This window comes from Cohnella thailandensis (assembly GCF_014212135.1).
Classification (GTDB): domain Bacteria; phylum Bacillota; class Bacilli; order Paenibacillales; family Paenibacillaceae; genus Cohnella; species Cohnella thailandensis.
On record NZ_JACJVQ010000019.1, the window covers coordinates 253,437 to 278,841 of the forward strand.

Sequence of the window (25,405 nt, forward strand, 5' to 3'; positions counted from 1 at the left end):
TCGCCGAAGCTTATTCCTTGCTCTCCCAGCGTCCGTATATCCCGCAGGGGAGGGTGAGCCCGCTCGCGGTGATCGGCAAGCCGACTTCTCCGCAGTCGATGCTGCCGCCGAACTTGCGGCCGATCGACATTTGAAGCATGTTGTACAGCACCGTAGGCGAGAAGCCGGTCGTATAGGAGTTTACGAGCACGAACAGCGGATTGTCCGACAGAATGTTCACGCAGCTCTCCAGGAAGGGGAACAGGTTCTCCTCGAGCTTCCACATCTCGCCGCCCGGTCCGCGTCCGTAGGAAGGAGGGTCCATAATGATCGCCTCGTATTGCCGGCCGCGGCGTTGCTCGCGCTGGACGAACTTGAACACGTCGTCCGTAATGTACCGGATCGGGGCCGATTCCAAACCGGACAGCTCCGCGTTCTCCTTCGCCCATTGCACCATTCCTTTGGCGGCATCGACGTGGCACACCTCGGCGCCTGCCGACGCGGCCGCGACGGTCGCGCCGCCCGTATAAGCGAACAGATTCAAGACGCGAATCGGACGTCCCGCATTCTTGATGCGGTTCATCATCCAGCTCCAGTTCACCGCCTGCTCGGGGAACAAGCCGGTGTGCTTGAAGTTCGTCGGCTTGATATGGAACTTAAGCGGTCCGTATTCGATGCTCCATCTCTCCGGCAGCTTCGACTTGAATTGCCACTGTCCGCCTCCGGAGGAGCTGCGGTAGTAATGACCGTCGGCGTTGCGCCACTGCGCGGTTTCCTTCTGCAAGGGCCATAGAATTTGCGGATCCGGCCGGCGGAGAACGACGTTGCCCCAGCGCTCCAGCTTCTCTCCGTTACCCGTATCCAGCAGTTCGTAATCTTTCCACTCGTTAGCCAATCTCATGTGTCCATTAACTTCCTTTTCCAATCGAAATGTAGTATCCGGTTCCGGCGTTACGCTTCCGCTCTGGCCGATTCCTTCTCGGCGGAGAAACGGTAGCCGAACCCTCGCACCGTCAGTATGTAGGTCGGATTGATGGGATCGGGCTCCAGCTTCTTGCGAAGGTTGCTGATATGAACCATCAAGGTCCGGGTGTCGCCCATGCTATCCGAATGCCAGACTAGGCGGTACAGCTCATCCAGCGGGAAGACCCGGTTCGGCTGTCTGGCCAGAACGGTCAGGAGCTCGAATTCTTTGACGGAGAGGGGAACAAGCTCGCCGCCCCGCCTGACCTCGAACCGCTGCATGTCGATTTCCAGCTCTCCGAAGACGAGCGTCGATTCGTGCGCCTCCGGCGGTCGTTCTCTAGTTCGGCGCCTGCGAATATGGGCTCTTACCCGGGCGACCAACGTGCTGGGACTGAAGGGCTTCGTGATGTAATCGTCTCCGCCTTCGGACAAAGCGTGAATGATGTCGTTATCTTCTCCCTTGCAGCTTAAGAAAAGAATCGGGGTACAGGCTCCGGAACCCTTGCGCAGGGACCGGCACACCTCTATGCCGTCGGGTTGTCCTAAGTTGATATCAAGAATAATCAGATCGGGAGCGATCGTATCGGCCAATCGGATCGCATCGGGCCCGTTGTCCGCCTTGTGAACGCGGAATCCTTCCCGCTCTAGATATAACGCAATCAATTCCGTAATCTCCAATTCGTCGTCAACAACGAGAACAGAAGCGTTAGACAGGCTCACTGCTTCATCCCCCATGGCAAAATAAACAATCGTCGGTACATACGAACTTATTATACTTAAAGCGTTGACGCAGAATCAATGCGGGATTACGATGAGGGGAGGTGAAATTTCGGGAGAGATTGTAATGAATGGCAAAATAACTCAATTCGCGAGGCGGTCGTACCGCCTTATTTTCCTTGCGGCGCTAATTGCTGCTTTCTTGTTCGCGACGGTCGGATGCTCGATGAGGGACCCAAAGCCCGATGCTAAAGCGAAGGACGGCATCCTCGATATTCGGGATCGCTCCTTCGAAGAGGACGGAATGCTTCCGCTGGACGGGGAATGGAGATTTAAGTGGGAGGGAGACGGCGCTTCGGAGCCGATCGAAGGATGGATGCAGGTTCCGGGGATGTGGGGGCAGAAGCCGCTTAAGGACGGTACCGAGCTGCCCTCGCAAGGCCGGGGCATATATTCGCTGACGATCTTGCATTCCCCGACGGATAAGCTGCTGGCCATTCGGCTGCCGAACCTGTCCACCGCTTATAACCTGTACGTGAACGGACAGCTTCAGTTCTCGCGGGGCGTCGTGGGAGACGATCGGGAAGGAACGACTCCGTACCAGCTTCCGGCCATCGCGTATTTCAGCGGTCAGAGCGGGAAGACGGAGCTGACGCTGGAGGTCGCGAATTACCATCATCGCAACGGAGGCATCCGGACCGAGCTGATTCTCGGAACGATGAGTCAGATCCAATCCCTTCGCTTCAAGCTGCAATCCCAGGAATTGATTTTGTTCGGAGCGCTCGCGATTATCGGCATTTATCATCTTGGCCTGTTCGCTCTTAGGCGAAGAGAATCGACCAACCTGTTCCTTGCTTTGCTTTGCTTCGGCGTCGCATGCCGCATGGCCTCGATCGGCGAAGGAATGTTCGCCCAGTGGATTCCTTCCCTTACCTGGACGTTCGCCTTGCGGATCGAATACGCGGCTTTTGCGCTAAGCACGTTGTTCGGTTTCACCTATTATCAGAAGATGTACCCGGACGAGATATCCGCCAAGTGGCTGCGGCTCAGCGCCGGCGTGGGAATCCTGCTTGCGGCGCTTTGCGTCGCGCTTCCCCCTCTTACTTTCAGCCGTTACGTCGCGGCGTATCAAATCTACGTCATCCTCATGAGCCTTGTCAGCTTGATCGGGCTGGGCCGGGCGCTCTTCCATCGCCGCGAAGGGGCGAAGCTCGCCATGGTCGGGGCCGTCGGGCTTGTCTTGACCGTCATGAACGATATCTTCTTCTATAACGGATGGATGAAGTCGCTCGATTTGGTCTCCTGGGGTCTGCTGCTTCTGATTCTGATGAACTCCTTCGCGATCTCGCTCAAATTCTCGCTTACGTATTCAAGGGCCGAACAGATGAAAACAGAGCTGACCGAGTGGAACCATCATCTGGAGGAACGGATCGCCAAGCGAACCGAGGAGCTTCAGAAGTCGTACTTGGCGCTGGAAGAGAGCAAAATCGGCCTGGAGAGAATGGAGCAGTCCCGCAGGCAGCTCATCAGCAACATCTCCCATGATCTCAGAACCCCGATCACTCTTCTCCAAGGTTATTTGGAAGCGCTGCGGGACGGGATCATCGCCGAACCGCAGCAACGGGAGAAGACGATTCGCCTTATGCTGACCAAAGTAGAGGGGCTGAACGGAATGATTCAGGATTTATTCGAGTTATCGATGCTGGAATCCAGAAAAACAAGGATGAACTTCGAGCCGGCTTCCATAACGGAGTGGCAGGAGCGGCTTCGAACGGAGTACGAACCGGAATTGACGGAGAAAAGAATCGGTTTCGGTTGCTTCGGTCCGGACGACGACGATCGGCATGCGTCGGTGCTGATCGACGAGCATCGAATGGATCGGGTGTTCGCCAACCTGATTTACAATGCGGTGAGGCACACGCCTCAAGGAGGAAGCATTACGCTTCATTTCGCGGTCGACCCCGTTGTCGGGCAGGCGATCATCGATGTCGTCGATACCGGTACGGGCATCCTCGAGAGCGAGCTGCCGTTTATTTTCGATCGTTTCTATAATAATCACAAGTCTCGCCATTCCACTTCCGGAGGTAGCGGGCTCGGGCTGTCCATTGCCCGAGAGATCGTGGAGATGCATGGCGGGAAGCTGACGGCGCGCAACGGCGAATCCGGAGGAAGCGTGTTTACGATACGGTTGCCTTTGTATACGGAAGAGGAGGCTCGCATGCGTTCCTCGTAGCATTTTGGCTAATCTCGGTTAACCGCTGCCGTTCGCCCGGCCGTCTTTTTTCATCATCTCATGCAGCAGTCCTAACGATTGTTTTCGCTGTTCGTGGTTCATCCCTCTTAGCAGCATCAGTATTTCCTTGGAATCGGTAGCGTCCGGCAATTCGTAGGACATATTTGATTGGGAGGGGGAATTGCCGCCTATAATGTAATCAAGGGAGACGTCGAAATAAGCGGCCAACTTGATCAGCGTCTCGTAGATGGGCTGGCGATTGTTGATTTCATAATGGCTGTATGCGGAACGGGTGATGCCGATGTGGCGGGCAACTTCCTCTTGAGATATATTCCGTTTCAGCCTTAGCTCCCGAAGACGTTCTCCCATGTTCATGTTTTAATCTCCTTGCAACCTTGGAATAGAGGCCTTGCCGACGTATTTGCCGGCCTTTAGGCCGGATCGGGTAAAAGGGCATGTTGTACTATTAGTAATTTATGATACAAAACGTATCTATGTCAAGGGCCTAGACCATCTTTTTCTTAGGCTACTGTCCGTATTTCGCGAATAAATCTCCATTTTAATACATTGTGTAGCAAATGAGCGCAAAATGGGTTATGGTGGGTACAACAAGAGCGGAGGAAATTATGAGGTACGATAACTTAACTCTCCATACCGACAAGTATGAGATCAATATGATGTACGCGCATTGGGTTCACGGGACCGATCAAGATCGCGCCGTCTTCGAGGCTTACTTCCGCAAGCTGCCGTTCGGCAACGGCTTCGCCGTGTTCGCCGGGCTGCGGCGCTTCGTCGAGTACGTGCGTTCGATCCGGTTCGATGAGGAGACCATCGCGTATTTAAGCAAGCAAGAAGAGAATTACGATCCCGAATTTCTGGACAAGCTTCGATACTATCGTTTTAACGGGAACGTCTGGTCGGTAGAAGAGGGAACGATCGTCTTCGCGAACGAGCCGCTTGTCCGAATCGAAGGCACGGTGTTCGAGACGCATCTGCTGGAGACGGCGCTGCTGAACTTCATCAACTATCAGACGCTCATCGCGACCAAGGCGGCACGCATTCGCCAGGTGGCCGGCGCCGATCTGCTGATGGAGTTCGGCACCCGCCGCGCCCAGGAAGCCGATGCGGCCGTATGGGGAGCGCGCGCCGCCTGCATCGCCGGCTTCAATTCGACCTCCAATCTGCGGGCGGGAATGATGTTCGGCATTCCGACATCGGGCACCCATGCCCATGCTTGGGTTCAGCATCACGATTCGGAGGAGCAGGCGTTCGAGCGTTTGGCGGAGGCTCTGCCGAACCAGGTTAGCCTGCTGGTGGATACGTACGATACGATCGGGAGCGGAGTTCCCAATGCCATTAAAGTGGCGAAGCGGATGGAGAAGCGAGGCAAGCGAATGCAGGCGATCCGGCTGGACAGCGGAGATCTCGCCTACCTCTCGAAGGAAGCCCGCCGCTTGCTGGACGAGGCCGGTCTCCGCTACGTTAAGATCGTCGCTTCGAACGACCTGGACGAGAACATCATCATGAACCTGAAAGCCCAAGGAGCTCGGATCGACAGCTGGGGAGTCGGCACGCAGCTCATTACCGCGTCGGACCAACCGTCGCTTGGCGGCGTTTATAAGCTCGTGGAACGGGAGAAGAACGGGAAGAGGGAACCCGTCATCAAGATCTCGGGCAATCCGGAGAAGGTCACGACTCCGGGCGCGAAGGACGTATACCGCATCGTCGACCGGTCGACGGGATTCGCGATCGCGGATTACGAGACGCTGACGGACGAAAGGGATGTTCAGAACGGCGAGCCTCTGGAGCTGTTCGATCCTGTGCATCCTTACATCCGCCGGAAGGCGACGGAGTACGATGCCGTGGCGCTGCTTAAGCCGATCTTCCGCGAGGGCGAACCGGTTCACGAGCTGCCGTCGCTGGAGGAGCTGCGGGAATATCATGCGGAGCAGCTGAAGCTCTTCCGTCCGGAGGTGCTTCGCAAGCTGAACCCCGAGAACTATCCCGTCGTGCTCAGCCCCAAGACGTGGCGGCTGAAGATGGATCTGATCGAGAGGTATAAGTAAAGGATGAGGCAGGCTAAGCAAAGGGGCATCACCGTCAATCCAACGGAGATGCCCCTTACGCATGCCGATTAATAGGGATCCTGCTCGCGGCCTTTCTCGATAGCGTCCTGGACCGCTTCTTGCGTATGCTTCGCTCCCAGCGGATGCTGCAGCTCTTCGGCGAATTCCGTATCGCCGACGCGTAGGCCGGGGCCTTTCCCGGCTAAGCCTTCCCTCAGGCGCCGTCCGTATTCTTCATCCGCTTGCTCGGCGAGAGCGATCATCTTATCCTGAATATCCTTCGGACAGACGGCGAGGTCGTTCACGAGATTGCCGATCAGCTCGTCCTTCTCCCATGGTTCGAAGTGGCGATAGGTATCGCCGGCTTGCTTCGTATTGTCGTGGCGGTCGATGGACTGGCGAACCAGGTTCCCGTCCACGTGCGGCGTATACTCGGCGCCGGTCTGAGTAGCCTCTTTTAATCCGCCCATGCTGGAGGGCTCATAGTTGATATGAAGGTTCTGGCCGGGTGCTTTGTCATTGAAGTAACGCAATTGGCCGCCTTCCTGATTGGTCGCGACCCGTTTCTTGGCCGCGTTGATCGGAAGCTGCAGGTAGTTGGCGCCTACGCGGTAGCGCTGGGTATCGGAATAAGAGAACGTCCGTCCTTGCAGCATTTTGTCGTCGGAGAAGTCCAGGCCGTCCACCAGCACGCCCGTTCCGAAGGCGACCTGCTCCACTTCGTTGAAGAAGTTCTCGGGATTTTTGTTCAGCACCATCCGTCCGACCTTCCGCCAAGGGAACTTGTCCTCCGGCCACAGCTTCGTGTCGTCGAGCGGGTCGAAGTCGAGCTCGGGGTTCGGGCCGTCGGGCATCAATTGAACGAGCAGCTCCCACTCCGGATAGTCTCCGCGCTCGATCGCTTCGTACAAATCCTGGGTCGCGTGGCTGAAGTTTTTGCCCTGGATTTCTTCCGCTTCCTTCACCGTCAAGTTCTTGATGCCTTGCTTCGGTTCCCAGTGATACTTGACCAGAACGGCTTGGCCCTCGTCGTTCACCCATTTGTAGGTGTTGACTCCGGAGCCCTGCATCATGCGGTAGTTGGCCGGGATTCCCCATGGCGAGTAAACGAACGTCACCATATGGAAGGACTCGGGCGAATTCGCGCAGAAGTCGAAGAAACGGCGGGCATCCTGAATGTTGGTCACGGGATCCGGCCGGAAGGCGTGAATCATATCGGGGAATTTCATCGCGTCGCGGATGAAGAAAATCTTCAGGTTGTTCCCGACAAGGTCCCAGTTCCCGTCCTCGGTATAGAATTTGACGGCGAATCCCCGCGGGTCGCGGACCGTCTCCGGGGAGTGCAGACCGTGAACGACCGTCGAGAAGCGGACGAAGACGGGAGTTTGTTTGCCCTTCTGCTGGAACAGCTTCGCTCGAGTGTATTTGGATACCGGCTCGTCGCCGACCGTGCCGTACGCTTCGAAGTACCCGTGCGCGCCGGCGCCGCGGGCATGGACGATTCGCTCCGGTACCTTCTCCCGGTCGAAATGGCTGATTTTCTCGATAAAATCGTAGTTCTCGAGCGTGGCCGGACCGCGGTTGCTCACCGTGCGGATGTTCTGGTTGTTCGTGATCGGATGGCCTTGCCGGTTCGTTAACGTGCCGTCATCCTCGCTGTTCGTCGGGCGGTTGTTGGTCGTGTCCATGACAAGAATCCCTGCTTTCGCTGCATTTTGGCATTGCGCTTCGGGTAGGGTCGCCGTGATTGGAAAAAATTATTCGCGACTCCAACTGATTCCACGATGCGATTCCACGACGCGATTCCGCAATGTCTTTCGCAACGCCGCCCGCCGAGAAAATAAAAACGGCTGTCCCGAATGGGACAGCCGTTAGCCGCAAGATCAGAACACCTTCGTCGTCCAGGACTCGCAATTCCACACGTCGGTCGCGACGTCGCGGTAGAACTCCGGTTCGTGGCTGATCAGCAGAACGCTTCCTTTATACGCCTTCAGCGCGCGCTTCAGTTCATCCTTGGCATCGACGTCCAGGTGGTTCGTCGGTTCGTCCAGCACGAGGATGTTCGACTCGCGGTTGATCAGCCTGCACAGCCGAACCTTGGCTTTCTCGCCGCCGCTAAGGACAGAGATTCGGCTCTCGATGTGCTTGGTCGTCAAGCCGCACTTGGCGAGGGCGGCCCGCACTTCGAATTGGCTGAGAGCGGGGAACTCGTTCCAGATCGCGTCGATGCAAGTCTGATCGCCCGCGTCCTTGACCTCTTGCTCGAAATAGCCGATGAGCTGGTTGTCTCCGCGCTCGACCGTACCGGACAGGGCGGGGATGAGGCCGAGGATGCTCTTCAGCAGCGTCGTTTTGCCGATGCCGTTCGCGCCGACGAGAGCGACCTTCTGTCCACGCTCCATCTTCAGATCGAGAGGGCGGGAGAGGGGCTCGTCATAGCCGATCACGAGCTGCTTCGTCTCGAAGATAAGGCGGCTCGGCGTCCGGCCTTCCTTGAAATTGAACTCCGGCTTCGGCTTCTCCTTCGCCAGCTCGATAAGCTCCATGTTGTCGAGCTTCTTCTGGCGGGACATCGCCATGTTGCGGGTCGATACCCGCGCCTTGTTTCTCGCGACGAAATCCTTCAGGTCGGCGATCTCCTGCTGCTGGCGCTTGTAGGCCGACTCGAGCTGCGACTGCTTCGCTTCGTGAAGCTGCACGAAGTTGTCGTAGTCGCCTACATAGCGATTGAGCTCCTGGTTGTACATATGATAGATCAGATTCACGACGCTGTTCAGGAACGGAATGTCGTGAGAGATCAGAATGAACGCGTTCTCGTATTCCTGCAGATAACGCTTCAGCCACTCGATGTGGACCTCGTCGAGGTAGTTCGTAGGCTCGTCGAGCAGAAGGATGTCCGGCTTCTCGAGCAGCAGCTTGGCGAGAAGGACCTTGGTCCGTTGGCCGCCGCTTAAATCGTTGACGTCCCGGTCAAGGCCGATATCGCCGAGGCCGAGCCCGCGCGCGACTTCCTCGACCTTCGCGTCGATCATGTAGAAGTCGTTGCTGTTCAGAAGGTCCTGAATCGTGCCGACCTCCTCCAGAAGACGTTCCAGCTCGTCCGGATCCGCCGAGCCCATCTTGTCGTACATCTCGTTCATCTCGGCTTCCGCGTCCATCAGGTATTGGAACGCGCCGCGCAGCACGTCGCGGATCGTCATGCCCTTGGAGAGCACGGAATGCTGATCCAGATAGCCGACGCGAACCTTCTTGGACCATTCGACCTTGCCGGCATCGGGCTCCAGCTTGCCCATGACGATGTTCATGAAGGTGGACTTGCCTTCGCCGTTCGCCCCGACGAGTCCGACGTGCTCGCCCTTCAGGAGACGGAAAGAGACGTTATTGAAGATAGCTCGGTCGCCGAAGCCGTGACTTAAATTCGTAACCGTTAGAATGCTCATGGAATGATGACACCTTTTCCGTATTCGTTTGGATTTGGATTGCCTTTTCGACACTTCATTATAGTCCGAGTAGGAGCTTGAACTCAACGGGGAAAGCGGGGGGTTACCGAATAGGCCGGTTAAAGGGTATAATTGGGAGAGCAGGACGCGTCGATCAGAACCAGTACCGCAACAATGGGGAGGGGAACGTTCATGAACAAGATGGAATTGCTGCTTCACGGATGGGATAGCTGCTACGAGAAGGAAGACTGGTATCCGCCGTTGAAAGACGCTCTTAACGGGATTACATGGGAGCAGGCCAATTGGCGTCCGCGATTCGGCAAAGTAAACACGATCTGGGAGACGGTCCAACACCTCATCTTCTACAAGGAGAGGTTGTATCTTCGCTTGACCGGCGAAGAATCCGAATATCCGGAGGGAGTCAGCAACGACGATACGTTCGGGGTTCCGGTTCAGGACGAGGCCGCATGGCAAGAGACGCTGCAGAGACTGGAGAAGGTGCATCTGGATATCCGAGGGCTGCTTGAGAACATGGACAAGAAAGACTTCGAGCGCCGCATTCCGTCCACTCCGATCGGACTCTGGGTGAACAGCCTTATTTTGCACGATGCGTACCATACGGGACAGATTATCCAATTGAGGAAAATGCAAAAGTCCTGGCCGGCTCGGCGTTCGTTCGAATGAGGGATTGAGAGGTCAATTATCATGAGGTTTATCGATCTGTCCGCGCCGCTGAAGGATGGGATGCCGGTTTATCCGGGCGATCCCCGGGTGCGGATTCGTATCGTTCATACGCATGAACGGCATAGCTGGGAAGTGAGGAGCCTCTCCATGGGAACCCACAGCGGTACCCATGTGGATGCTCCTTCCCATATGCACGAAGGGGGGGCGTCCGTGGACCGGCTGCCGCTCGAACGTTTCTGCGGAGTGTCGCGCGTCGTCGATCCGGAAGGCGAGTGGCCGGCGGGGATCGGGCTGTTCTTCGCGGAGCCGGCGGGAATCGAACTGTTCGGCAAGCTGGCGGAGCGCCGGCCGAGGTTCGTCGGGGGAGAGCTGTCGGAGCCGCTCGAGAGGGCACTGCTCGGCAAGGGAATTCTCACTTACACGGACCTGCAGGGCCTTGAGCGGCTTCCCAAGAATAGGGACTTTCAATTCTACGGGTTTCCGCTTCGGATCGAAGGCGGGGACGGTTCGCCCGTCCGGGCGGTCGCCGTATTGGACGAGAACGAGACCGGCGGGCCGGAATCAAAGAGTACGGGAGGATAATCGCCGAAATGTTCGAACAGCAAGCGATACTGCGAAGCCCTAAGCTGATGACCCGCGATTCGCTCGGGAACGATCTGCGGCAGCTGGGGATAAAGGAAGGACAAACCCTGATCGTCCATTCCTCTTTGAGCCGCATCGGCTGGGTGTGCGGCGGTCCCGTCGCGGTCGTTCAAGCGCTTATGGACGTCCTGACGGCCGAGGGAACGCTTGTCATGCCGGCGCATTCGGGCGATTACTCCGAACCGTCGAAGTGGCAGCTGCCGCCGGTGCCGGAGAGCTGGTGGGAGGAGATCCGCGGCACGATGCCGGTCTTCGACCCTCAAGTCACGCCGACCCGGGGGATGGGGGCGATTCCGGAGTGCTTCCGGACGTGGCAGGGAACGCTTCGCAGCAACCATCCGGCATTGTCTTTCGCCGCTTGGGGCAAGAACGCGGAGCGGATTACCCGGGAGCATTCGCTGGAGTATGCGCTGGGAGAGCGCTCTCCGCTTGCCCGGCTGTACGAGCTTGGCGCCCAAGTGCTTCTCCTTGGCGTCGGCTACGACAGCAATACGTCCTTTCATCTGGCGGAGAACCGGATTCCGAACCCGCCGGAGACGCTCGAAGGGGCGCCGGTCCTCGAGAACGGGAAGCGGGTGTGGAAGGCATACCGCGAGATCGCCTTCGACACCGACCGTTTCGAGGAGATCGGAGCGGAATTCGAGAAGGCGAGACCCGTAACCAAAGGAAGCATCGGCGTCGCGGAATCCAGGCTGTTCGATCTTCGCGAAGGGGTAGACTTCGCGACAGAATGGTTAAAAGAACGAACCGGAGGAGTACATACGGAATGAAAATCGCCTTTCTTATCATCGATGTGCAAAATATTTTCATTAATGAACTGAGATCGCACCGGAACGTCGCGCGGCCGTTCGAGTATATCAACCACGTCTCCAACATGATGAGGCAGAACGGACAACTGGTCGTTCACGTGCGCGATGTCGAGGAAGCCGACGACGGCAAGGGAGGCCTCGACATCGTGCCGGAGATCGTCGTCTCTTCCGAGGATCGCCACGTCGAGAAGCTGAGCTCGAACTCGTTCTGGCAGACGGACCTTGAACGGATGCTGAAGGAATACGGGCCGGATTTGGTCGTCCTGTCGGGATATGCCGCCCAATATTGCGTTCTCGCGACTTACAACGGGGCCATCGAACGCGGATTCAAGGCCGTCATGCTCCAGAACGGGCTGCTCAGCGAATACGAGGATGCGATTCAGGATGTTTACCGGGATCGTCATGTCGTCTCGTATCCCGTTCTCTCGGCGATCTTGGCTTCGCGGAAGTAATCGGTTTTGTCTTTTGTTCCCTTCCGTTACGGAGACGTGCGGAAGGGATTTTATTTTTGTTTTTGTTTGAAATGGGCGTATTCAAAAGAAAACAAAGATGCTATAATCCGAAATATAGCCACATAAACAAAAACAAAACCAACAATCCGGAGGTTTGAACCATGGTACAAAGCTTGTGGGATTCTTCAAAGGCATCGCAATTCGAAAGCGGACTCGATCAACTCGTCTACCGTTCCAACATCATCGGCGCGGATCGCCGCGTCTGCAACTGGGGCGGCGGCAACACTTCCGCGAAGACGGTCGTGAAGGACTTCCGCGGCCGCGACGTCGAAGTCATGTTCGTCAAGGGAAGCGGCTCCGACCTTGCGTCGATGAAGGCCGGCAACTTCACGGGCCTTCGCATGGACGACATTCGCCCGTTGTTCGAGAGAAGCGAGATGTCGGACGAAGAGATGGTCGCTTACCTGGCGAACTGCATGATCGACTCCAAGCATCCGCGTGCTTCGATCGAGACGCTGCTGCATGCCTTCCTTCCGTTCAAGCATGTCGACCACACTCATCCGGACTCGATTATCAGCCTCTGCTGCGCCCATAACGGCAAGGAGCTGGCCAAGGAGATTTTCGGCGACCGCTTCGTATGGGTTCCTTACGTTCGTCCGGGCTTCACGCTGTCCAAGATGATCGCGGAAGGCGTTCTCGCGAACCCGAAGGCCGAGCTCGTCCTGATGGAGAAGCACGGTCTGGTCACTTGGGGCGAAACGAGCGAAGAGGCTTACGCCCAGACGATCAAGATCATCAGCGAAGCGGAAGCGTTCATCGAAGCCCGCGTGAACGAAGCGAAGCTGTTCGGCGGCGTGCGCCACGCGGCGCTTCCGGCCGACGTCCGCCGCTCCATCGCGGCCGCGGTCATGCCGACCGTTCGCGGCGCGGTCAGCGATGCGAAGAAGATGATCCTGAGCTTCGACGACGCGGACGACGTTCTGGCGTTCGTCGGCGGCGAGAACTCGCCGAAGCTGTCCCAAGTCGGCGCGGCTTGCCCGGATCACCTCGTTCATACGAAGGTCGTTCCCCTGTTCGTGGAGTGGACTCCGAACGCCGACGACGTGGAAGGCCTGAAGAAAATTCTGAAAGACAGCATCGAAGCCTATAAGGAGCAATACAAGGCGTACTTCGAGCGCAACAAGAACGAAGGCGACGTCATGTTCGAAGCGGCTCCCCGCGTCATCCTGATCCCCGGCGTCGGCATGATCAACACGGGCAAGAGCTGGGCGAACTCGCAAGTGAGCGGCGCTCTCTATCACCGCGCTATCGCGGTTATGCGCGGCGCGACGGCTCTGGGCGACTTCGTCTCCCTCAGCGAGAACGAATCCTACAACGTCGAATACTGGCCGCTGGAGCTCTACAAGCTGTCCCTGGCTCCGCCGGAAGCCGAATTCTCCCGTCAGGTTGCCTTCATCACGGGCGGCGCGGGCGGCATCGGCAGCGAAACGGCTCGCCGGCTGGTCTCCGATGGAGCGCACGTCGTTCTGGCCGACCTTAACCTCGAAGGCGCGCAGAAGGTCGCCGACGAAATCAACGCGAAGTATGGCGAGAACCGCGCCATCGCCGTTAAAATGGACGTAACGAGCGAAGAGGCCGTCGTCGCCGCTTACGCCGAAACCGCGCTGACCTACGGCGGCGTGGACATCATCGTCAACAACGCCGGCCTGGCGACGTCCAGCCCGTTCGACGAGACTTCGCTGAAGGAATGGAACCTGAACATGAACGTGCTGGGCACGGGCTACTTCCTCGTCGCCCGCGAAGCGTTCAAGGTTATGAAGCAGCAAGCGGTCGGCGGCAGCATGGTGTTCATCGGCTCGAAGAACTCCGTTTACGCCGGTAAGAACGCGACGGCCTACAGCGCCGCCAAGGCGCTTGAAGCTCACCTCGCGCGCTGCATCGCGGCGGAAGGCGGAGAGTTCGGCATCCGCGTCAACACGGTTCTTCCGGACGCCATCTTGCAAGGCTCCGCGATCTGGAACGGCAGCTGGCGCAACGAGCGCGCGGCCGCTTACGGCATCGAGCCGGACCAGTTGGAAGAGTACTACCGCAAGCGCACGACGCTGCTCGTCAACATTTACCCGCGCGACATCGCGGAAGGCGTCGCCTTCTTCGCTTCGTCGAAGTCCGCGAAGACGACGGGCTGCATGCTGACGATCGACGGCGGCGTGCCGGCGGCATTCACCCGCTAAGCCACAGGCCAAGCGTATACATCCATTTAAGGAGGGACGAACGTGCACTCTGCTAAAGGAGAGAAGCATTGGATCATTCCGGACGCGTACATTCCGGAGATCAGCTCCGGCAATCTGCTTAGCCACGAATCCGTGTGCGTCCTGAACGTATCTTCGGAGGAAGCTCTTATCAACTTTACGATATTCTTCGAGGATCGGGAGCCGATCGAGGACATCCTCGTCGTCGTGCCGCCCAGACGCACCAAGCATATCCGCACTTCGTCCCTGAACAAGGAGGGAACGTCGATTCCGGTCGGCGTTCCCTACGCTATCGAGGTGCGAAGCGATATTCCGATCATTGTGCAATACAGCCGATTAGACTCGACCCAGGCTGAGAACGCTCTCATGTCGGTCGTCGCTTATCCGGTACGATAACCAACGAGGAGGGCTCGGAACATGGATCAGAAAATTTTGCGCAATTACGAGATTGCGAAGGAACAATACGCGGAACACGGCATCGACGTCGATCAGGCGCTGGAACAGCTGGCCAAAATCAAAATCTCGATGCATTGCTGGCAAGGCGACGACGTGAAGGGGTTCCTGTTCAAGGACCAGGATCTGACCGGCGGCATCTCCGTCACCGGCAACTATCCGGGCGCCGCAAGAACGCCGGAGGAGCTTCGCGCCGATCTGGAGAAAGCGTTCTCGCTTATTCCGGGCAAGCACAAGGTCAACCTGCACGCAATCTACGCGGACACGGACGAGAGAGTCGACCTCGACAAGCTGGAGCCGAAGCACTTCCAGAAGTGGGTCGACTGGGCGAAAGCGAACGGCCTCGGCCTCGACTTCAACCCGACCTGCTTCTCTCACGAGAAGTCCGGCGACGGCCTGACGCTGAGCCATCCGGACGCGGAGATTCGCCGCTTCTGGATCGACCATGTCAAGGCGTCCCGCCGCATCAGCGCCTCCTTCGGGGAACAGCTCGGCCAGACGAGCGTCATGAACGTCTGGGTTCCGGACGGCTACAAGGACATTCCGGCCGACCGTCTCGGACCGCGCAAGCGCCTGAAGGAATCCCTCGACGAAGCGTTCGCGGAGGAGCTGAACAAGGCTCACCACCTGGATGCGGTAGAGAGCAAGCTGTTCGGCATCGGCGCGGAAGCGTATACCGTCGGTTCCCATGAATTCTACATGGGCTACGGCCTGCAGAACAACAAGCTGATCTGCCTCGACGCCGGCCACTTCCATCCGACGGAAGTGATCTCGAACAAGCTGTCCGCGATCTCCCTGTTCGCGGAAGGCATCCTGCTCCACGTCAGCCGTCCGGTCCGCTGGGACAGCGACCACGTCGTCATCCTGGACGACGAGCTGCTCGACATCGGCAAGGAGCTCGTGCGCGGCAACCTTCTCGACAAGACCCATATCGGCCTCGACTTCTTCGATGCCAGCATCAACCGCGTCGCGGCTTGGGTCATCGGCACGCGCAATACGATCAAGGCGCTTCTTCGCGGCATGCTGGATCCGGTCGATGCTCTCGTGAAGGCCGAGCTGGCCGGAGACTACACGACCCGTCTCGCCCTGACGGAAGAGTTCAAGTCTTATCCGTTCGGCGCCGTATGGGATTACTACTGCGCGAAGTCCGGCGTCCCGGTTCGCGAAGATTGGCTTGCCGAAGTGAAAGCTTACGAGCAAGAAGTTCTGCTGAAGCGATAATCGCAAGGGGCAAGGGGGATTCCCATGGCGAGCATTCTCGCATACGATCTCGGCGCGAGCAGCGGAAGGGCGCTGCTCGGCCGATTGACCGACAACCGAATCGAGACGGAGGAGCTCCACCGCTTCGGCAACGATCCCGTTCAGGTAGGCGATCGCCTCCATTGGGATATTCTTCGTCTCTATCACGAACTGAAGCAAGGCTTGCTGAAGGCGAAGCATCAAGGAGTAGAGCTGTCGAGCCTGGCTATCGACTCTTGGGCGGTCGACTTCGGCTTCCTCGGTTCGAACGGAGAGCTTCTCGGCAATCCTTATCACTATCGGGACCGTCACACCGACGGCATCATGGAGAAGCTGTTCGCGGAGCTACCCGCGGAGGAAGTGTTCTCGCGGACCGGCATCCAGTTCCTGTCGTTCAACTCGATCTTCCAGCTGTACGCCTTGAAGCAAGCGAATTCTCCGCTGCTTCGGGAAGCGAAGCGGTTCCTGATGATTCCCGATCTGCTTCGTTACTTCATGACCGGCGAGCAGCATAACGAGTTCACGAACGCGACGACGACCCAGCTGTACAACCCGAAGCTGGGGAACTGGGACCCTGATCTCCTCGGCAAGCTAGGCTTGTCGGAGTCTCTATTCGGTCCAGTCGCGCAGCCGGGACAACGGGTCGGCTCCCTGCGGACGTCGCTAAAGGAAGAGCTAGGCATCGCTTCGGTTCCGGTGTACGCCGTCGCCGAGCACGACACCGGCTCCGCCGTCGTCGCCGTGCCTGCGCTGGATCGTTCGTTCGCGTATCTGAGCTGCGGAACATGGTCCCTCATGGGCACCGAAGTCGAGCAGCCGGTCATCAGCGAGCGAGCCCGCGAGCTGAACTTCACGAACGAGGGCGGCGCCTACGGCACGTTCCGCTTGCTGAAGAACATCATGGGGCTGTGGATCCTGAACGAATGCCAGAGAGAGTGGGAGCGGGCAGGAGAATCGTACTCGTTCCCCGAATTAGTACGAATGTCGAATCTCGCCGAGCCGCTGGCGGCGTTCATCGAGCCGGATGACGATCTGTTCCTTCATCCGGGCGATATGCCGGGACGGATTCGCAAGTACTGCGAGCGCACCGGCCAGAAGGCGCCGGAGGGTCCGGGAGCGATCGTTCGCTGCATCCTGGAGAGCCTGGCCTTGAAATACCGCTACGTGCTCGAGCTGACGGAGCAGCTGTCCGGCCAGAGCTTTAACGGCCTCCACATGGTCGGCGGCGGCATCAAGAACAAGCTGCTCTGCCAATGGTCCGCGAACGCGATCGGCAAGCCCGTATGGGCCGGCCCGGCGGAAGGGAGCGCGATCGGCAACCTGGCCGTCCAATGGATCGCCGGCGGCGAGCTGTCCGACATCTGGGAGGCGCGCAAGGTCATTCGCGATTCGTTCCCGGTGGACGCTTACGAACCGGCCGATACGGAGCGGTGGCAGGATGCGTACGATCGCTTCCTGACCGTGACCTCCTTGAAGAGGCCTTAACAGCCATACAGGAAATGAGGGAATTCCATGTTAGTCGCGGAACGCTATGAGAAAATCGTGCAGCTGGTCAACGACAGGGGAAGCATCCGGGTATCCGAGCTGAGCGCCCTGTGTCAGGTCACGGAAGAAACGATCCGACGCGACCTGGACCGTCTGGAGATGGCCGGGCGGCTGCGCAGATCGCATGGCGGCGCCGTCAGCGTCAAGGATCAGCCGCAGCAGCCGGAGATTCCGTATGCCGAACGCGAGATCACCCATGCCGAAGAGAAGCGCAGAATCGCCGAGGAGGCGATTAAGCTTATCCGTCCGAAGGACCGGATCCTGCTGGACGCGAGCTCGACGGCGTGGTACATGGCCATGGCGATGCCGGACATTCCGCTCACCGTACTGACGAATTCCATCAAGGTCGCGACGGAGCTGGCCGCCAAGGAGAAGATCGAGGTCATCTCGACCGGAGGCATTCTCGCCCAGCGTTCGCTCTCGTTCGTCGGCCCGCTTGCGGAACGCTCCCTTGACGCTTATCACGTCGATAAAGCGTTCCTGTCGTGCAAAGGCGTGCATCTGGAGCGCGGCTTCAGCGAGTCCAACGAGCTGCAAGCCCGCATCAAGAACAAGATGGTCGGAATGGCGGATGAAGTAATCGTTCTCGCAGACGCCAGCAAGTTCGGCATTCAGGCGTTCACTCACGTCGCCGATCTCGCGGACGTGAACGCGATCGTCACCGACCGCAGGGTGGAGGAGACCCGGATCGCGCAATTGCGCGAGCTGGGAATTTCGGTAACCGTAGTTTAGAAGATTCGCGATCGGAGCCGGGCGTGTGCCTGGCTCCGATTTCGGTTTTACGAAGATAAAGCCAAACGGTCATCCGACCAGCCAGTACCCATGAATTCCATTTCGATATGAAAGTGAAGCATGGGCCGGAGCTTGTCCGGCGCCGTCTTGCGGTTATCGCAAATCTCTGCAGGTTAACTTTTCTCCCCGATACATTTGACAGTGATAATCATTATCATTTAAAATGAAAAAAACGGGAAAAAAGGAGAATGTGACGAGATGAGAGAGTGGGCGGAGCGGATCGCGGAAGGCAGCATCACCATTACGGGCGTATTCAAAAACATCGTTCCCGCGGAGAGCGAGATGATCGGCAATCGGGTTCCGCCCTCGTACGGTTCGTACCTGCTGTTCACGCTGCGCGGGCAAGCGGAGCTGTTGATGGAGGAAGGCAGCCGAACCCTGCATTCCGATACGATTATAAGCGGGGGACCGGGGCTGAAGCCGGTGCTGAGAAGCGGTTCTCTCGATTACGAATATTGCTTGATTTTCTATACGCTGCGTTCGGGCGCGGGAAGAGGAGTTCGCCGACTGAACGAGGACGCGTTCGAGATTCCGATCAGCAACGGCTGGAAGGTCGTCGAGCTGCTGCGCAAGCTGCACCATGTCGCGGGATTGCCGGGGCCGATGTCCGCTTTCCGGTCGAAGGAGCTGTTCTACAGCGTCCTGCACGAGGTGTGCAACGACACGGGAGTCGAGAAGAAGAAGGTCGACAAGAGCATCATGGAACAGTCGATCCAGTTCATCAACGACCGCTTCCGCGAGCCGCTGACGCTTAGGGAGCTGGCGAACCTGCACGGCATGGGGATGAAGTCGTTCACCGAGATGTTCACCCGGTACACCGGCGTGCGTCCGATGATCTATCTGGAGCAGAGGCGCATGAAGAAAGCCGAGGAGCTGCTGGCGACGAGCGACAGCCGGGTCAGCGAGATCGCCCGCAGCGTGGGCTATTCGGATCCGACTCTTTTCCACAAGCTGTTCCGCAAGTACACGGGCAACGCCCCGGACGTCTATCGCGAATCGGGAGAGTGGGTGCAGCGGTCTTCTTGAGGAATTCTAGCCGAACTAGGAATGAGCATGACGGGAGCACAACGGCTTTTGTTCGTGCTCCTTGCTTTTTTTCTTATTTGTGATTGTTTTCACATACTTTCGGCCAAATCTGTCTTACACTTGAATCAGCCTTAAGAGACCAATTGGAGGGATACTCATGACAGTCCATGTTCCTTACGAACCTTCGGCCCAAGAGCTCAACCATCCGCTTAACCGACTGAACGAGGCGATAGATCACCTCAAAGAGGAGCACGCTCTGCTGCAGGAAGCCTTGCAGGAAGTTTATGAGAAAGCCTGCGCTATCCGGCAAGAAGAAGATCTGCATCTGCTGAATTATAAGCTTAGAACGCTTCGTTTTACCGTGATGGAGTTCAAAAAAGTGCTGAGCGAGCATTCGAAGTGGGAGGAGACGGAGCTGTTTCCGATGGCGGCATGGTACTTCGGCAACGACATGGAAGTATTCACGATCATGGAGCACGAGCACGACCAGGCCGAACGACGGATCGATGCCTTCCTTCGATTGGCGAACGAGAAGCCGATTCCGGTCGGGCATGCCGACGCGATGCAGATGGCTTCGCAGCTTCTTCAAGCTTACGCCGTGCTCAAGAATCACTTTAAAGAAGAAGAAGAGATTCTCGTCGCGTTCGCGGACCGTTCGAATTCGTTCGGATACTAGGCAGACGCCATGGACGCATCGGCACTGGAAGCCATCGTCGACAAAGCGCTCGCGAAGAAAAAGAAATGGGACGACAGCCCGTATAAGTACGGAATATCCGCGGCTCTGGCGGGAGCGTACATCGGCATGGCGGTCGTGCTGATGTTCTCCGTCTCCGCGCCGTTATATACCGTTCACTCGCCGTGGACGCCGCTTGTCATGGGAGTTTCTTTCGGAATAGGGTTGATCTTGGTCGTGTTCGCCGGCGCCGAGCTGTTCACCGGGAACAACATGGTGTTCTCGATCGGGGCTCTGGCTCATCGAACGAGCTGGAAGGACGCCCTCCGCAATTGGCTCTGGTGCTGGCTCGGCAACTTCGCGGGAGCGGCGGCGTTCGCTTGGATCGTCTGGCGATCGGGGGTATTCGCGGGCATCGCGGACGAGCACCAATTGTTTGTTCTGGCCGGGAAAAAGATGCATCTCCCATTCGAGCAGCTTTTCTGGAGAGGGGTCGTCTGCAATTGGCTCGTCTGTCTGGCGGTTTGGTGCACCTACAAGCTGAAGAGCGAATCCGCCCGAATGCTTGCGATCGTCGGGTGTCTCTGCGCGTTCGTGGCATCCGGCTTCGAGCACAGCATCGCCAATATGACCACATTTTCTCTCGCGCTGCTGCTGCCTCATCCGGATACGATCGCGATTGCCGGACTTGCCCGCAATCTCGTTCCCGTGACGCTGGGCAATATCGTCGGCGGGGGCTTGTTCGTCGGAGCGGCCTACTGGTTCGCCGAGAGCCAAGCCTCGAGAAGCCGGACCGCCCATTCGAGTCCGGAAACGAGGACGAAACCGAAGAACGGACCGGCTAAGACGGAGAAAGAGCCGGCTTGATTCCGGGATAATCGAATAAGCGACACCTTCGTCAGCCGTCGATGCTTCGACGGTTTTTTGCTGTTGCTTTGGCGAAGGAGAGACATACTAAACCTAATTCTGACTGCCCGAGGAGCGTAAGATGTACAAGCTATTGATCGTGGATGACGAGCCGGAAGTGACGGAAGGGCTGCTGGAGGAGATCGATTGGACCGTCTGCGGCTTCTCCGGGGTATGGTCGGCCGGCAACGGCAGAGAGGCGATGGAGATGTTCGAGAAGACGGAGCCCGACGTCCTCGTTACGGATATCAACATGCCTTACATGAACGGCCTCGAGCTCGCCGAGTGGGCGAAGAAGACCTATCCTCTCACGAGAATCGTGATTCTGTCCGGGCATGACGAATTCGAATACGCGAAGCAGGCGATTCAGCTCCAGGCGGACGATTACTTGCTGAAGCCGTTCTCCGACGATCAATTGATCGCCGCGATCCGCGAGACCGTACGCCGCATGGACGAGGAGCGCGAGAGAAGAAGCAACGTCGAGCTGCTGCAGGAGCATTATCGGATAAGCCTTCCGATCCTGAGGGAGAAGTTTCTCTCCTCGCTCGTTACCCGCCGCCAATCACGCCTAGCCATTCGGGACAAAGCGGAGAAGTATGGCGTAAATCTGGACGGCCGAAGCTTTATAGCGTCCGTTATCGGAGTTCAGGCCAGAGAGAACGACGATGGGGAAAACGGGGAAAATCGCGCGAGGCGGCCGAAGCTGGCCGACGATCTCGATTTGATGCTGTTCTCGGTAAGCAACGTCGCCGAAGAGATATGGTTCAAAAGGGGTTTGGGGAGAGCTTTCATTCACCAGGATCAGGTTGTCCTGCTGACGGTAAGCCCGCATTCGGAAGCCTCGAGAGCGATGGAAGAAACCCAGGATGGGTTAAAAGAAATCCTGCAGAGCATCGAGAAATTTCTGGCTCTTCCAATCGCGATTGGCGTTGGAACGCTTATTCGCGACATCGGCTCCCTTAAGAGCTCCTATCAGGCCGCGTTGGACGCGCTGGATTACCGCCGCATCGTCGGCGCGGGACGGATCATCTATATCGGCGATATGGAATCGATCGAAGAGAAGCTGACGTTCGACGAAGCGAAGGAGCGAAGCTTGACAAGGGCTGTCAAAGTCGGCTCCGAAGAGGAGCTGCGGGAGACGATCGATGCCCTGTTCGGCGAGTTGGCTCGAATCCAAGCTTCCGTTCAGGTTTACGAGGTTTATATGCTCGAGATGGTGACGGCCATTCTTAAGCTGACGAAAGACATCCAGGGAGGCTCGGACGAGCTGTTCGGCGGAGGGGTCAGCCTTCTTAATCAATACCGGAAGCTGAACAGCGTCGAGGAGACCAAAGCCTGGTTCGTCGATCTGTGCGTCAAGCTGCGGGGACGCATCGCCAGCGGACGCCAGAGGGCCTCCAAGCAGATCGTGGAGGAGGCGATCGCCTACGCGAGAAGCAACTTCCAAGACAGCGAGCTATCGATCGCGAAGGTGTGCGAGCACCTGCATATCAGCGCGGGTTACTTCAGCGGCCTGTTCAAAAAAGAAACCCAGATGACGTTCGGTGCTTATCTGCTGCAGCTTCGCATGGAGAAGACGATGGAGCTGCTGCGGACGACCAACCTCAAAACGTTCGAAATCGCCGACAGGGTCGGCTTCTCCGATCCGAATTATCTGGGCCTGTGCTTCAAGAAATACGCCGGACAGACCCCCAAGGAATACCGCGCCGGACTTCCGGAGACCTCCGGATGATCCGGCGCCGGAGCCTTCAGGCGATTCTGTCGGCGGCGTTCGCCGCGTTCGCCGTCTTCATGATCGCCATCGTCAGCTTGGCGCTCTACGGCCGCTTTACCGAGACCGCGAAGGAGAACGCCTACCGCAACTCCCAGCAGATCATCGATCAGGTCAGCTATAATCTGGAGATTTACATACAAGGCATCTCCGACGTCTTCGGCATGATGCATCATGCGATCGGCCGCAGCGGCGGAGCCGAATCGCCCGCCTTGCTGGAGCAGCTGGACGCGATGATGTCGACGCGCGCAGATATCGTCTCCGTCGCGCTGTTCGACGACGCCGGCCGGCTTCAGCTGGATTTGCCGAACGTCGATTTGAAGCCTTCCCTTAGGATAACCGAAGAAAGCTGGTACCGAAGCGCCCTGGATACGCCCGGACACCTGAAGATTTCTCTGCCCCATGTGCAGAATCTCTACTTAAGGCAATACCGTTGGGTCGTCTCGCTGAGCAAGAGCATCTCCTTCGTCAAGAACGGAAAGCCGACGAACGGGGTTCTGCTCATGGACGTCAACTTCAATCGCATCGACGAGCTGTCGAACCGGGTCAGCCTCGGGAAGAAGGGCTACATCTATTTGCTGGACGAATCGGCCGGCAACATCGTCTATCATCCGCAGCTCCAGCTGATCTATGCGGGACTGAAGCAGGAGAACGTGGAGCTGGCGTTACGAAACACGTACGGCAGCGCGATCGATCGGACGGGAGAGGAGGAGCGGCTCGTCAGCGTGCAGTCCATCGGCAACGTCGGCTGGAAGGTCGTCGGCGTCTCTTACCTGAGCGAGGCGCTCACGACCAGCTCCGCCTTGAACCGTTCGATGGTCCAGTTGATCGCCGCCGTGGTTATTATCATAGCCTTGCTGTCGGGCTTATTGTCCCGCCGCATCTCGCGGCCGATCAAACGCCTCGAGGCGTCGATGAGAAGCGTGGAGAGGGGCGAATTCGATACGGTGGCGAACGAGGAAGGGCCTCTGGAGATCAAAAGCCTGGCGGATCGGTTCAACCTGATGATCCGGACGATCAAAGGCTTAATGGAGCAAATCGTGGCCGAGCAGGAGAGCAAACGCAAGCATGAGCTGGAAGCGCTGCAGGCGCAGATCAACCCTCATTTTCTATACAACACCTTGAACACGGTCGTCCGGATGGTCGGGAAGAACAAGAACGAAGAGGTCGTCACCACGATTACTTCGCTGTCGAAGCTGTTCCGAATCAGCATCGGCAAGGGCAAAAGCCTGATCCCGATCGCGGACGAGCTGGAGCACGCGCGCCACTACCTGATCATTCAGCAGGTGCGTTTTAAGAACAAGTTCGATTTCTCCTTCGACGTCCGGGAGGACATCTTGACGCATTTGACGCTGAAGCTGATCCTGCAGCCCCTGATCGAGAATTCGATCGTTCACGGAATCGAGCCTTCGATCGATAAGGGACATATCGCGGTCTCGGCCAAGCTGGAGAACGGCGACATCGTCATGGTCGTCGAAGACAACGGAATCGGGATGACGGAAGAGAGGCTGAAGCTCGTGAACGCGGGAATCGCGACCAGTTCCAAGGGATCCGGCGTCGGCGTCCGGAACGTGCAGGAGAGAATCCGGCTGTATTTTGGCCAGGCGTACGGGCTTAGCTTCGAGAGCGAGCCGGAAGCCGGAACGAAGGTGACCGCGAGATTCCCGGCCATCTTGGAGGAGCAGGGTCAAAGAAAGGGGGAGAGCCATGAATAGAAGCTACGGGAACGCGGTTCGCCTGGCGTTGGCCGCCGCGGCCGCCGTTCTGCTGTATTTGGCCCTGTTCGGGGAGGCTCCCGTTCGTCAAACGAAGCAGGAGGAAATCCGCGTTCAGATGATCGTTCGCTCCAGCCAAAGCGACTATTGGCACACGGTATCGCTAGGGGCGGAAGCGGCGGCCCGGGAGTTCGGCATTTCCTTGAATCAAGTAGCGCCGTCAAGCGAAGGAGACGCGGGCGGTCAGCTCCGCCAGGCGGAAGAGGCGCTCCTGTCGAAGCCCGATGCGATCGTGCTGGCGGCCAACGAGGATGCGGCATTCGGGCCCTTCCTGACGGATGCGGAGAAAAAAAGGATCCCCGTCATCGCGATCGACAGCCTGCTGACATCCGGCAAGACGGAGACGTATATCGGCATCGACAACGAGCTGGCCGGAAGGGAAGCGGTGCGGCAGCTCAACGCGCTTCTCGGCGAGAAAGGCAATATCGGCCTTCTCGCGTACGCGAACGGAGGCATCAACGGCAAGCTGCGCGAGGCGGGAGCCCGTAAAGCGGCTCAGCAGGCTGCCGGCTTAAAGCTCGTCGATTTCCGGACCTGCGGGGAAGGCGATTGCGAGCAAGCCGCCGGAGAGCTGTTGGACGAGAACCGGCTGGACGGTCTCGTCGCCTTAAACGCGACGGCATCGGAGGGGGCGGCCCGAGAGCTGAAGCGGCGGGGAATCGCCGGCGGGGTCAAGCTGGTCGGGTTCGACAGCTCGCCCGAGCTGCTCGAGCTGCTTCAGGAAGGCTATATCCAGAAGCTCGTCGTCCAGAATCCGTTCAGCATGGGTTATCTTGGCGTCAAGCAGGCGATTGAAGCCGCGTCGGGACGCCGATTGCCGGAACGGACGGAGATGGACACGGCGATTATCGACAAGGACAACCTGTTCTGGATGAAAAATCAAAAGCTGCTTTTTCCCGTCGTTCAGTGATCAAAGTGATGAGGATTTTCATGAAAGTGAGGAGGATTTTAAGTTCGAATCGGCGGACGGATCGGCCATAATGAACAA

General features: G+C 57.9%; 22 protein-coding genes. 17 read left to right on the forward strand and 5 right to left on the reverse strand.

The window, feature by feature from the left end:
• Window positions 1-10 precede the first annotated feature (10 nt).
• Complete coding sequence (locus tag H7B67_RS21875; RefSeq protein WP_185121988.1) at window positions 11-880, reverse strand: class I SAM-dependent methyltransferase; 870 nt, start codon at window positions 878-880, stop codon at window positions 11-13.
• Window positions 881-930: 50 nt separating this feature from the next.
• Entirely contained in the window at window positions 931-1,659 is a 729-nt protein-coding gene (locus H7B67_RS21880; protein WP_185122310.1) for a response regulator transcription factor, read from the reverse strand.
• A 130-nt stretch (window positions 1,660-1,789) separates the two neighbouring features.
• Between H7B67_RS21880 and H7B67_RS21885 the strand changes: the two genes are divergently transcribed.
• Window positions 1,790-3,895 carry an ATP-binding protein gene (locus tag H7B67_RS21885; protein WP_185121989.1) on the forward strand — a complete coding sequence of 702 codons (2,106 nt, stop codon included), beginning with the start codon at window positions 1,790-1,792 and terminating at the stop codon, window positions 3,893-3,895.
• Between the two features lie 18 nt (window positions 3,896-3,913).
• On the opposite strand, the gene H7B67_RS21890 is transcribed toward H7B67_RS21885, so the two are convergent.
• On the reverse strand, window positions 3,914-4,270 hold the full coding sequence (locus H7B67_RS21890) for a helix-turn-helix domain-containing protein (RefSeq protein ID WP_185121990.1): 357 nt from the start codon (window positions 4,268-4,270) through the stop codon (window positions 3,914-3,916).
• Window positions 4,271-4,521: 251 nt separating this feature from the next.
• On the opposite strand from H7B67_RS21890, the gene H7B67_RS21895 reads away from it, so the two are divergent.
• Window positions 4,522-5,961 carry a nicotinate phosphoribosyltransferase gene (locus tag H7B67_RS21895; RefSeq protein ID WP_185121991.1) on the forward strand — a complete coding sequence of 480 codons (1,440 nt, stop codon included), beginning with the start codon at window positions 4,522-4,524 and terminating at the stop codon, window positions 5,959-5,961.
• 68 nt (window positions 5,962-6,029) lie between these two features.
• Here H7B67_RS21895 and H7B67_RS21900 read toward each other — a convergent pair whose 3' ends face one another.
• The gene (locus tag H7B67_RS21900; protein ID WP_185121992.1) at window positions 6,030-7,649 is read right to left on the reverse strand and encodes a catalase; all 1,620 of its coding nucleotides are present in this window, start codon (window positions 7,647-7,649) and stop codon (window positions 6,030-6,032) included.
• 195 nt (window positions 7,650-7,844) lie between these two features.
• Window positions 7,845-9,401 (reverse strand): ABC-F family ATP-binding cassette domain-containing protein, encoded by a 1,557-nt coding sequence (locus H7B67_RS21905; RefSeq protein WP_185121993.1) that lies wholly within the window; start codon window positions 9,399-9,401, stop codon window positions 7,845-7,847.
• 192 nt (window positions 9,402-9,593) lie between these two features.
• Here H7B67_RS21905 and H7B67_RS21910 point away from each other — a divergent pair, with 192 nt between their 5' ends.
• From H7B67_RS21910 to H7B67_RS21980, 15 genes are all read left to right on the forward strand, one after another.
• Entirely contained in the window at window positions 9,594-10,085 is a 492-nt protein-coding gene (locus H7B67_RS21910) for a DinB family protein (protein ID WP_185121994.1), read from the forward strand.
• 21 nt (window positions 10,086-10,106) lie between these two features.
• Window positions 10,107-10,667, forward strand: coding sequence for a cyclase family protein (locus tag H7B67_RS21915; RefSeq protein ID WP_185121995.1), 561 nt, complete (start codon window positions 10,107-10,109; stop codon window positions 10,665-10,667).
• Between the two features lie 8 nt (window positions 10,668-10,675).
• The gene (locus tag H7B67_RS21920) at window positions 10,676-11,497 is read left to right on the forward strand and encodes an AAC(3) family N-acetyltransferase (RefSeq protein ID WP_185121996.1); all 822 of its coding nucleotides are present in this window, start codon (window positions 10,676-10,678) and stop codon (window positions 11,495-11,497) included.
• Entirely contained in the window at window positions 11,494-11,988 is a 495-nt protein-coding gene (locus tag H7B67_RS21925; RefSeq protein ID WP_185121997.1) for a cysteine hydrolase family protein, read from the forward strand. Before H7B67_RS21920 ends, H7B67_RS21925 begins: the two co-directional genes overlap by 4 nt.
• A 161-nt stretch (window positions 11,989-12,149) precedes the next feature.
• The gene (locus H7B67_RS21930; protein WP_185121998.1) at window positions 12,150-14,219 is read left to right on the forward strand and encodes a bifunctional aldolase/short-chain dehydrogenase; all 2,070 of its coding nucleotides are present in this window, start codon (window positions 12,150-12,152) and stop codon (window positions 14,217-14,219) included.
• Window positions 14,220-14,261: 42 nt separating this feature from the next.
• Window positions 14,262-14,633, forward strand: a complete 372-nt coding sequence (locus H7B67_RS21935; protein WP_185121999.1) for a sensory rhodopsin transducer — start codon at window positions 14,262-14,264, stop codon at window positions 14,631-14,633.
• A 21-nt stretch (window positions 14,634-14,654) separates the two neighbouring features.
• A complete protein-coding gene (rhaA, locus tag H7B67_RS21940) occupies window positions 14,655-15,911 on the forward strand; it encodes an L-rhamnose isomerase (RefSeq protein WP_185122000.1) in 1,257 nt (418 codons plus the stop codon).
• Between the two features lie 24 nt (window positions 15,912-15,935).
• Complete coding sequence (locus tag H7B67_RS21945; protein ID WP_185122001.1) at window positions 15,936-17,414, forward strand: rhamnulokinase; 1,479 nt, start codon at window positions 15,936-15,938, stop codon at window positions 17,412-17,414.
• A gap of 27 nt (window positions 17,415-17,441) precedes the next feature.
• Window positions 17,442-18,206: a DeoR/GlpR family DNA-binding transcription regulator gene (locus H7B67_RS21950; RefSeq protein ID WP_185122002.1), complete on the forward strand. Its 765-nt coding sequence runs from the start codon at window positions 17,442-17,444 to the stop codon at window positions 18,204-18,206.
• Window positions 18,207-18,464: 258 nt separating this feature from the next.
• Window positions 18,465-19,292: a helix-turn-helix domain-containing protein gene (locus H7B67_RS21955; protein ID WP_185122003.1), complete on the forward strand. Its 828-nt coding sequence runs from the start codon at window positions 18,465-18,467 to the stop codon at window positions 19,290-19,292.
• A 157-nt stretch (window positions 19,293-19,449) separates the two neighbouring features.
• On the forward strand, window positions 19,450-19,968 hold the full coding sequence (locus H7B67_RS21960) for a hemerythrin domain-containing protein (protein WP_185122004.1): 519 nt from the start codon (window positions 19,450-19,452) through the stop codon (window positions 19,966-19,968).
• Between the two features lie 9 nt (window positions 19,969-19,977).
• Complete coding sequence (locus H7B67_RS21965; protein ID WP_185122005.1) at window positions 19,978-20,832, forward strand: formate/nitrite transporter family protein; 855 nt, start codon at window positions 19,978-19,980, stop codon at window positions 20,830-20,832.
• Between the two features lie 121 nt (window positions 20,833-20,953).
• The gene (locus tag H7B67_RS21970) at window positions 20,954-22,603 is read left to right on the forward strand and encodes a response regulator (RefSeq protein WP_185122006.1); all 1,650 of its coding nucleotides are present in this window, start codon (window positions 20,954-20,956) and stop codon (window positions 22,601-22,603) included.
• Complete coding sequence (locus H7B67_RS21975) at window positions 22,600-24,357, forward strand: sensor histidine kinase (RefSeq protein ID WP_185122007.1); 1,758 nt, start codon at window positions 22,600-22,602, stop codon at window positions 24,355-24,357. Before H7B67_RS21970 ends, H7B67_RS21975 begins: the two co-directional genes overlap by 4 nt.
• Complete coding sequence (locus H7B67_RS21980) at window positions 24,350-25,327, forward strand: substrate-binding domain-containing protein (protein WP_185122008.1); 978 nt, start codon at window positions 24,350-24,352, stop codon at window positions 25,325-25,327. The genes H7B67_RS21975 and H7B67_RS21980 overlap by 8 nt, the downstream gene beginning before the upstream one ends.
• Window positions 25,328-25,405: the final 78 nt, after the last annotated feature.

Bases quoted from the DNA above. Each gene is read 5' to 3' on its own strand.
- H7B67_RS21915 (WP_185121995.1), top strand. From the start codon at position 10,107: ATGAGGTTTATCGATCTGTCCGCGCCGCTGAAGGATGGGATGCCGGTT.
- H7B67_RS21965 (WP_185122005.1), top strand. From the start codon at position 19,978: ATGGACGCATCGGCACTGGAAGCCATCGTCGACAAAGCGCTCGCGAAG.
- H7B67_RS21890 (WP_185121990.1), bottom strand. From the start codon at position 4,270: ATGAACATGGGAGAACGTCTTCGGGAGCTAAGGCTGAAACGGAATATA.
- H7B67_RS21885 (WP_185121989.1), top strand. From the start codon at position 1,790: ATGAATGGCAAAATAACTCAATTCGCGAGGCGGTCGTACCGCCTTATT.
- H7B67_RS21930 (WP_185121998.1), top strand. From the start codon at position 12,150: ATGGTACAAAGCTTGTGGGATTCTTCAAAGGCATCGCAATTCGAAAGC.
- H7B67_RS21875 (WP_185121988.1), bottom strand. From the start codon at position 880: ATGAGATTGGCTAACGAGTGGAAAGATTACGAACTGCTGGATACGGGT.
- H7B67_RS21925 (WP_185121997.1), top strand. From the start codon at position 11,494: ATGAAAATCGCCTTTCTTATCATCGATGTGCAAAATATTTTCATTAAT.
- H7B67_RS21975 (WP_185122007.1), top strand. From the start codon at position 22,600: ATGATCCGGCGCCGGAGCCTTCAGGCGATTCTGTCGGCGGCGTTCGCC.
- H7B67_RS21980 (WP_185122008.1), top strand. From the start codon at position 24,350: ATGAATAGAAGCTACGGGAACGCGGTTCGCCTGGCGTTGGCCGCCGCG.
- rhaA (WP_185122000.1), top strand. From the start codon at position 14,655: ATGGATCAGAAAATTTTGCGCAATTACGAGATTGCGAAGGAACAATAC.
- H7B67_RS21905 (WP_185121993.1), bottom strand. From the start codon at position 9,401: ATGAGCATTCTAACGGTTACGAATTTAAGTCACGGCTTCGGCGACCGA.
- H7B67_RS21955 (WP_185122003.1), top strand. From the start codon at position 18,465: ATGAGAGAGTGGGCGGAGCGGATCGCGGAAGGCAGCATCACCATTACG.
- H7B67_RS21960 (WP_185122004.1), top strand. From the start codon at position 19,450: ATGACAGTCCATGTTCCTTACGAACCTTCGGCCCAAGAGCTCAACCAT.
- H7B67_RS21900 (WP_185121992.1), bottom strand. From the start codon at position 7,649: ATGGACACGACCAACAACCGCCCGACGAACAGCGAGGATGACGGCACG.
- H7B67_RS21920 (WP_185121996.1), top strand. From the start codon at position 10,676: ATGTTCGAACAGCAAGCGATACTGCGAAGCCCTAAGCTGATGACCCGC.
- H7B67_RS21950 (WP_185122002.1), top strand. From the start codon at position 17,442: ATGTTAGTCGCGGAACGCTATGAGAAAATCGTGCAGCTGGTCAACGAC.
- H7B67_RS21945 (WP_185122001.1), top strand. From the start codon at position 15,936: ATGGCGAGCATTCTCGCATACGATCTCGGCGCGAGCAGCGGAAGGGCG.
- H7B67_RS21895 (WP_185121991.1), top strand. From the start codon at position 4,522: ATGAGGTACGATAACTTAACTCTCCATACCGACAAGTATGAGATCAAT.
- H7B67_RS21970 (WP_185122006.1), top strand. From the start codon at position 20,954: ATGTACAAGCTATTGATCGTGGATGACGAGCCGGAAGTGACGGAAGGG.
- H7B67_RS21910 (WP_185121994.1), top strand. From the start codon at position 9,594: ATGAACAAGATGGAATTGCTGCTTCACGGATGGGATAGCTGCTACGAG.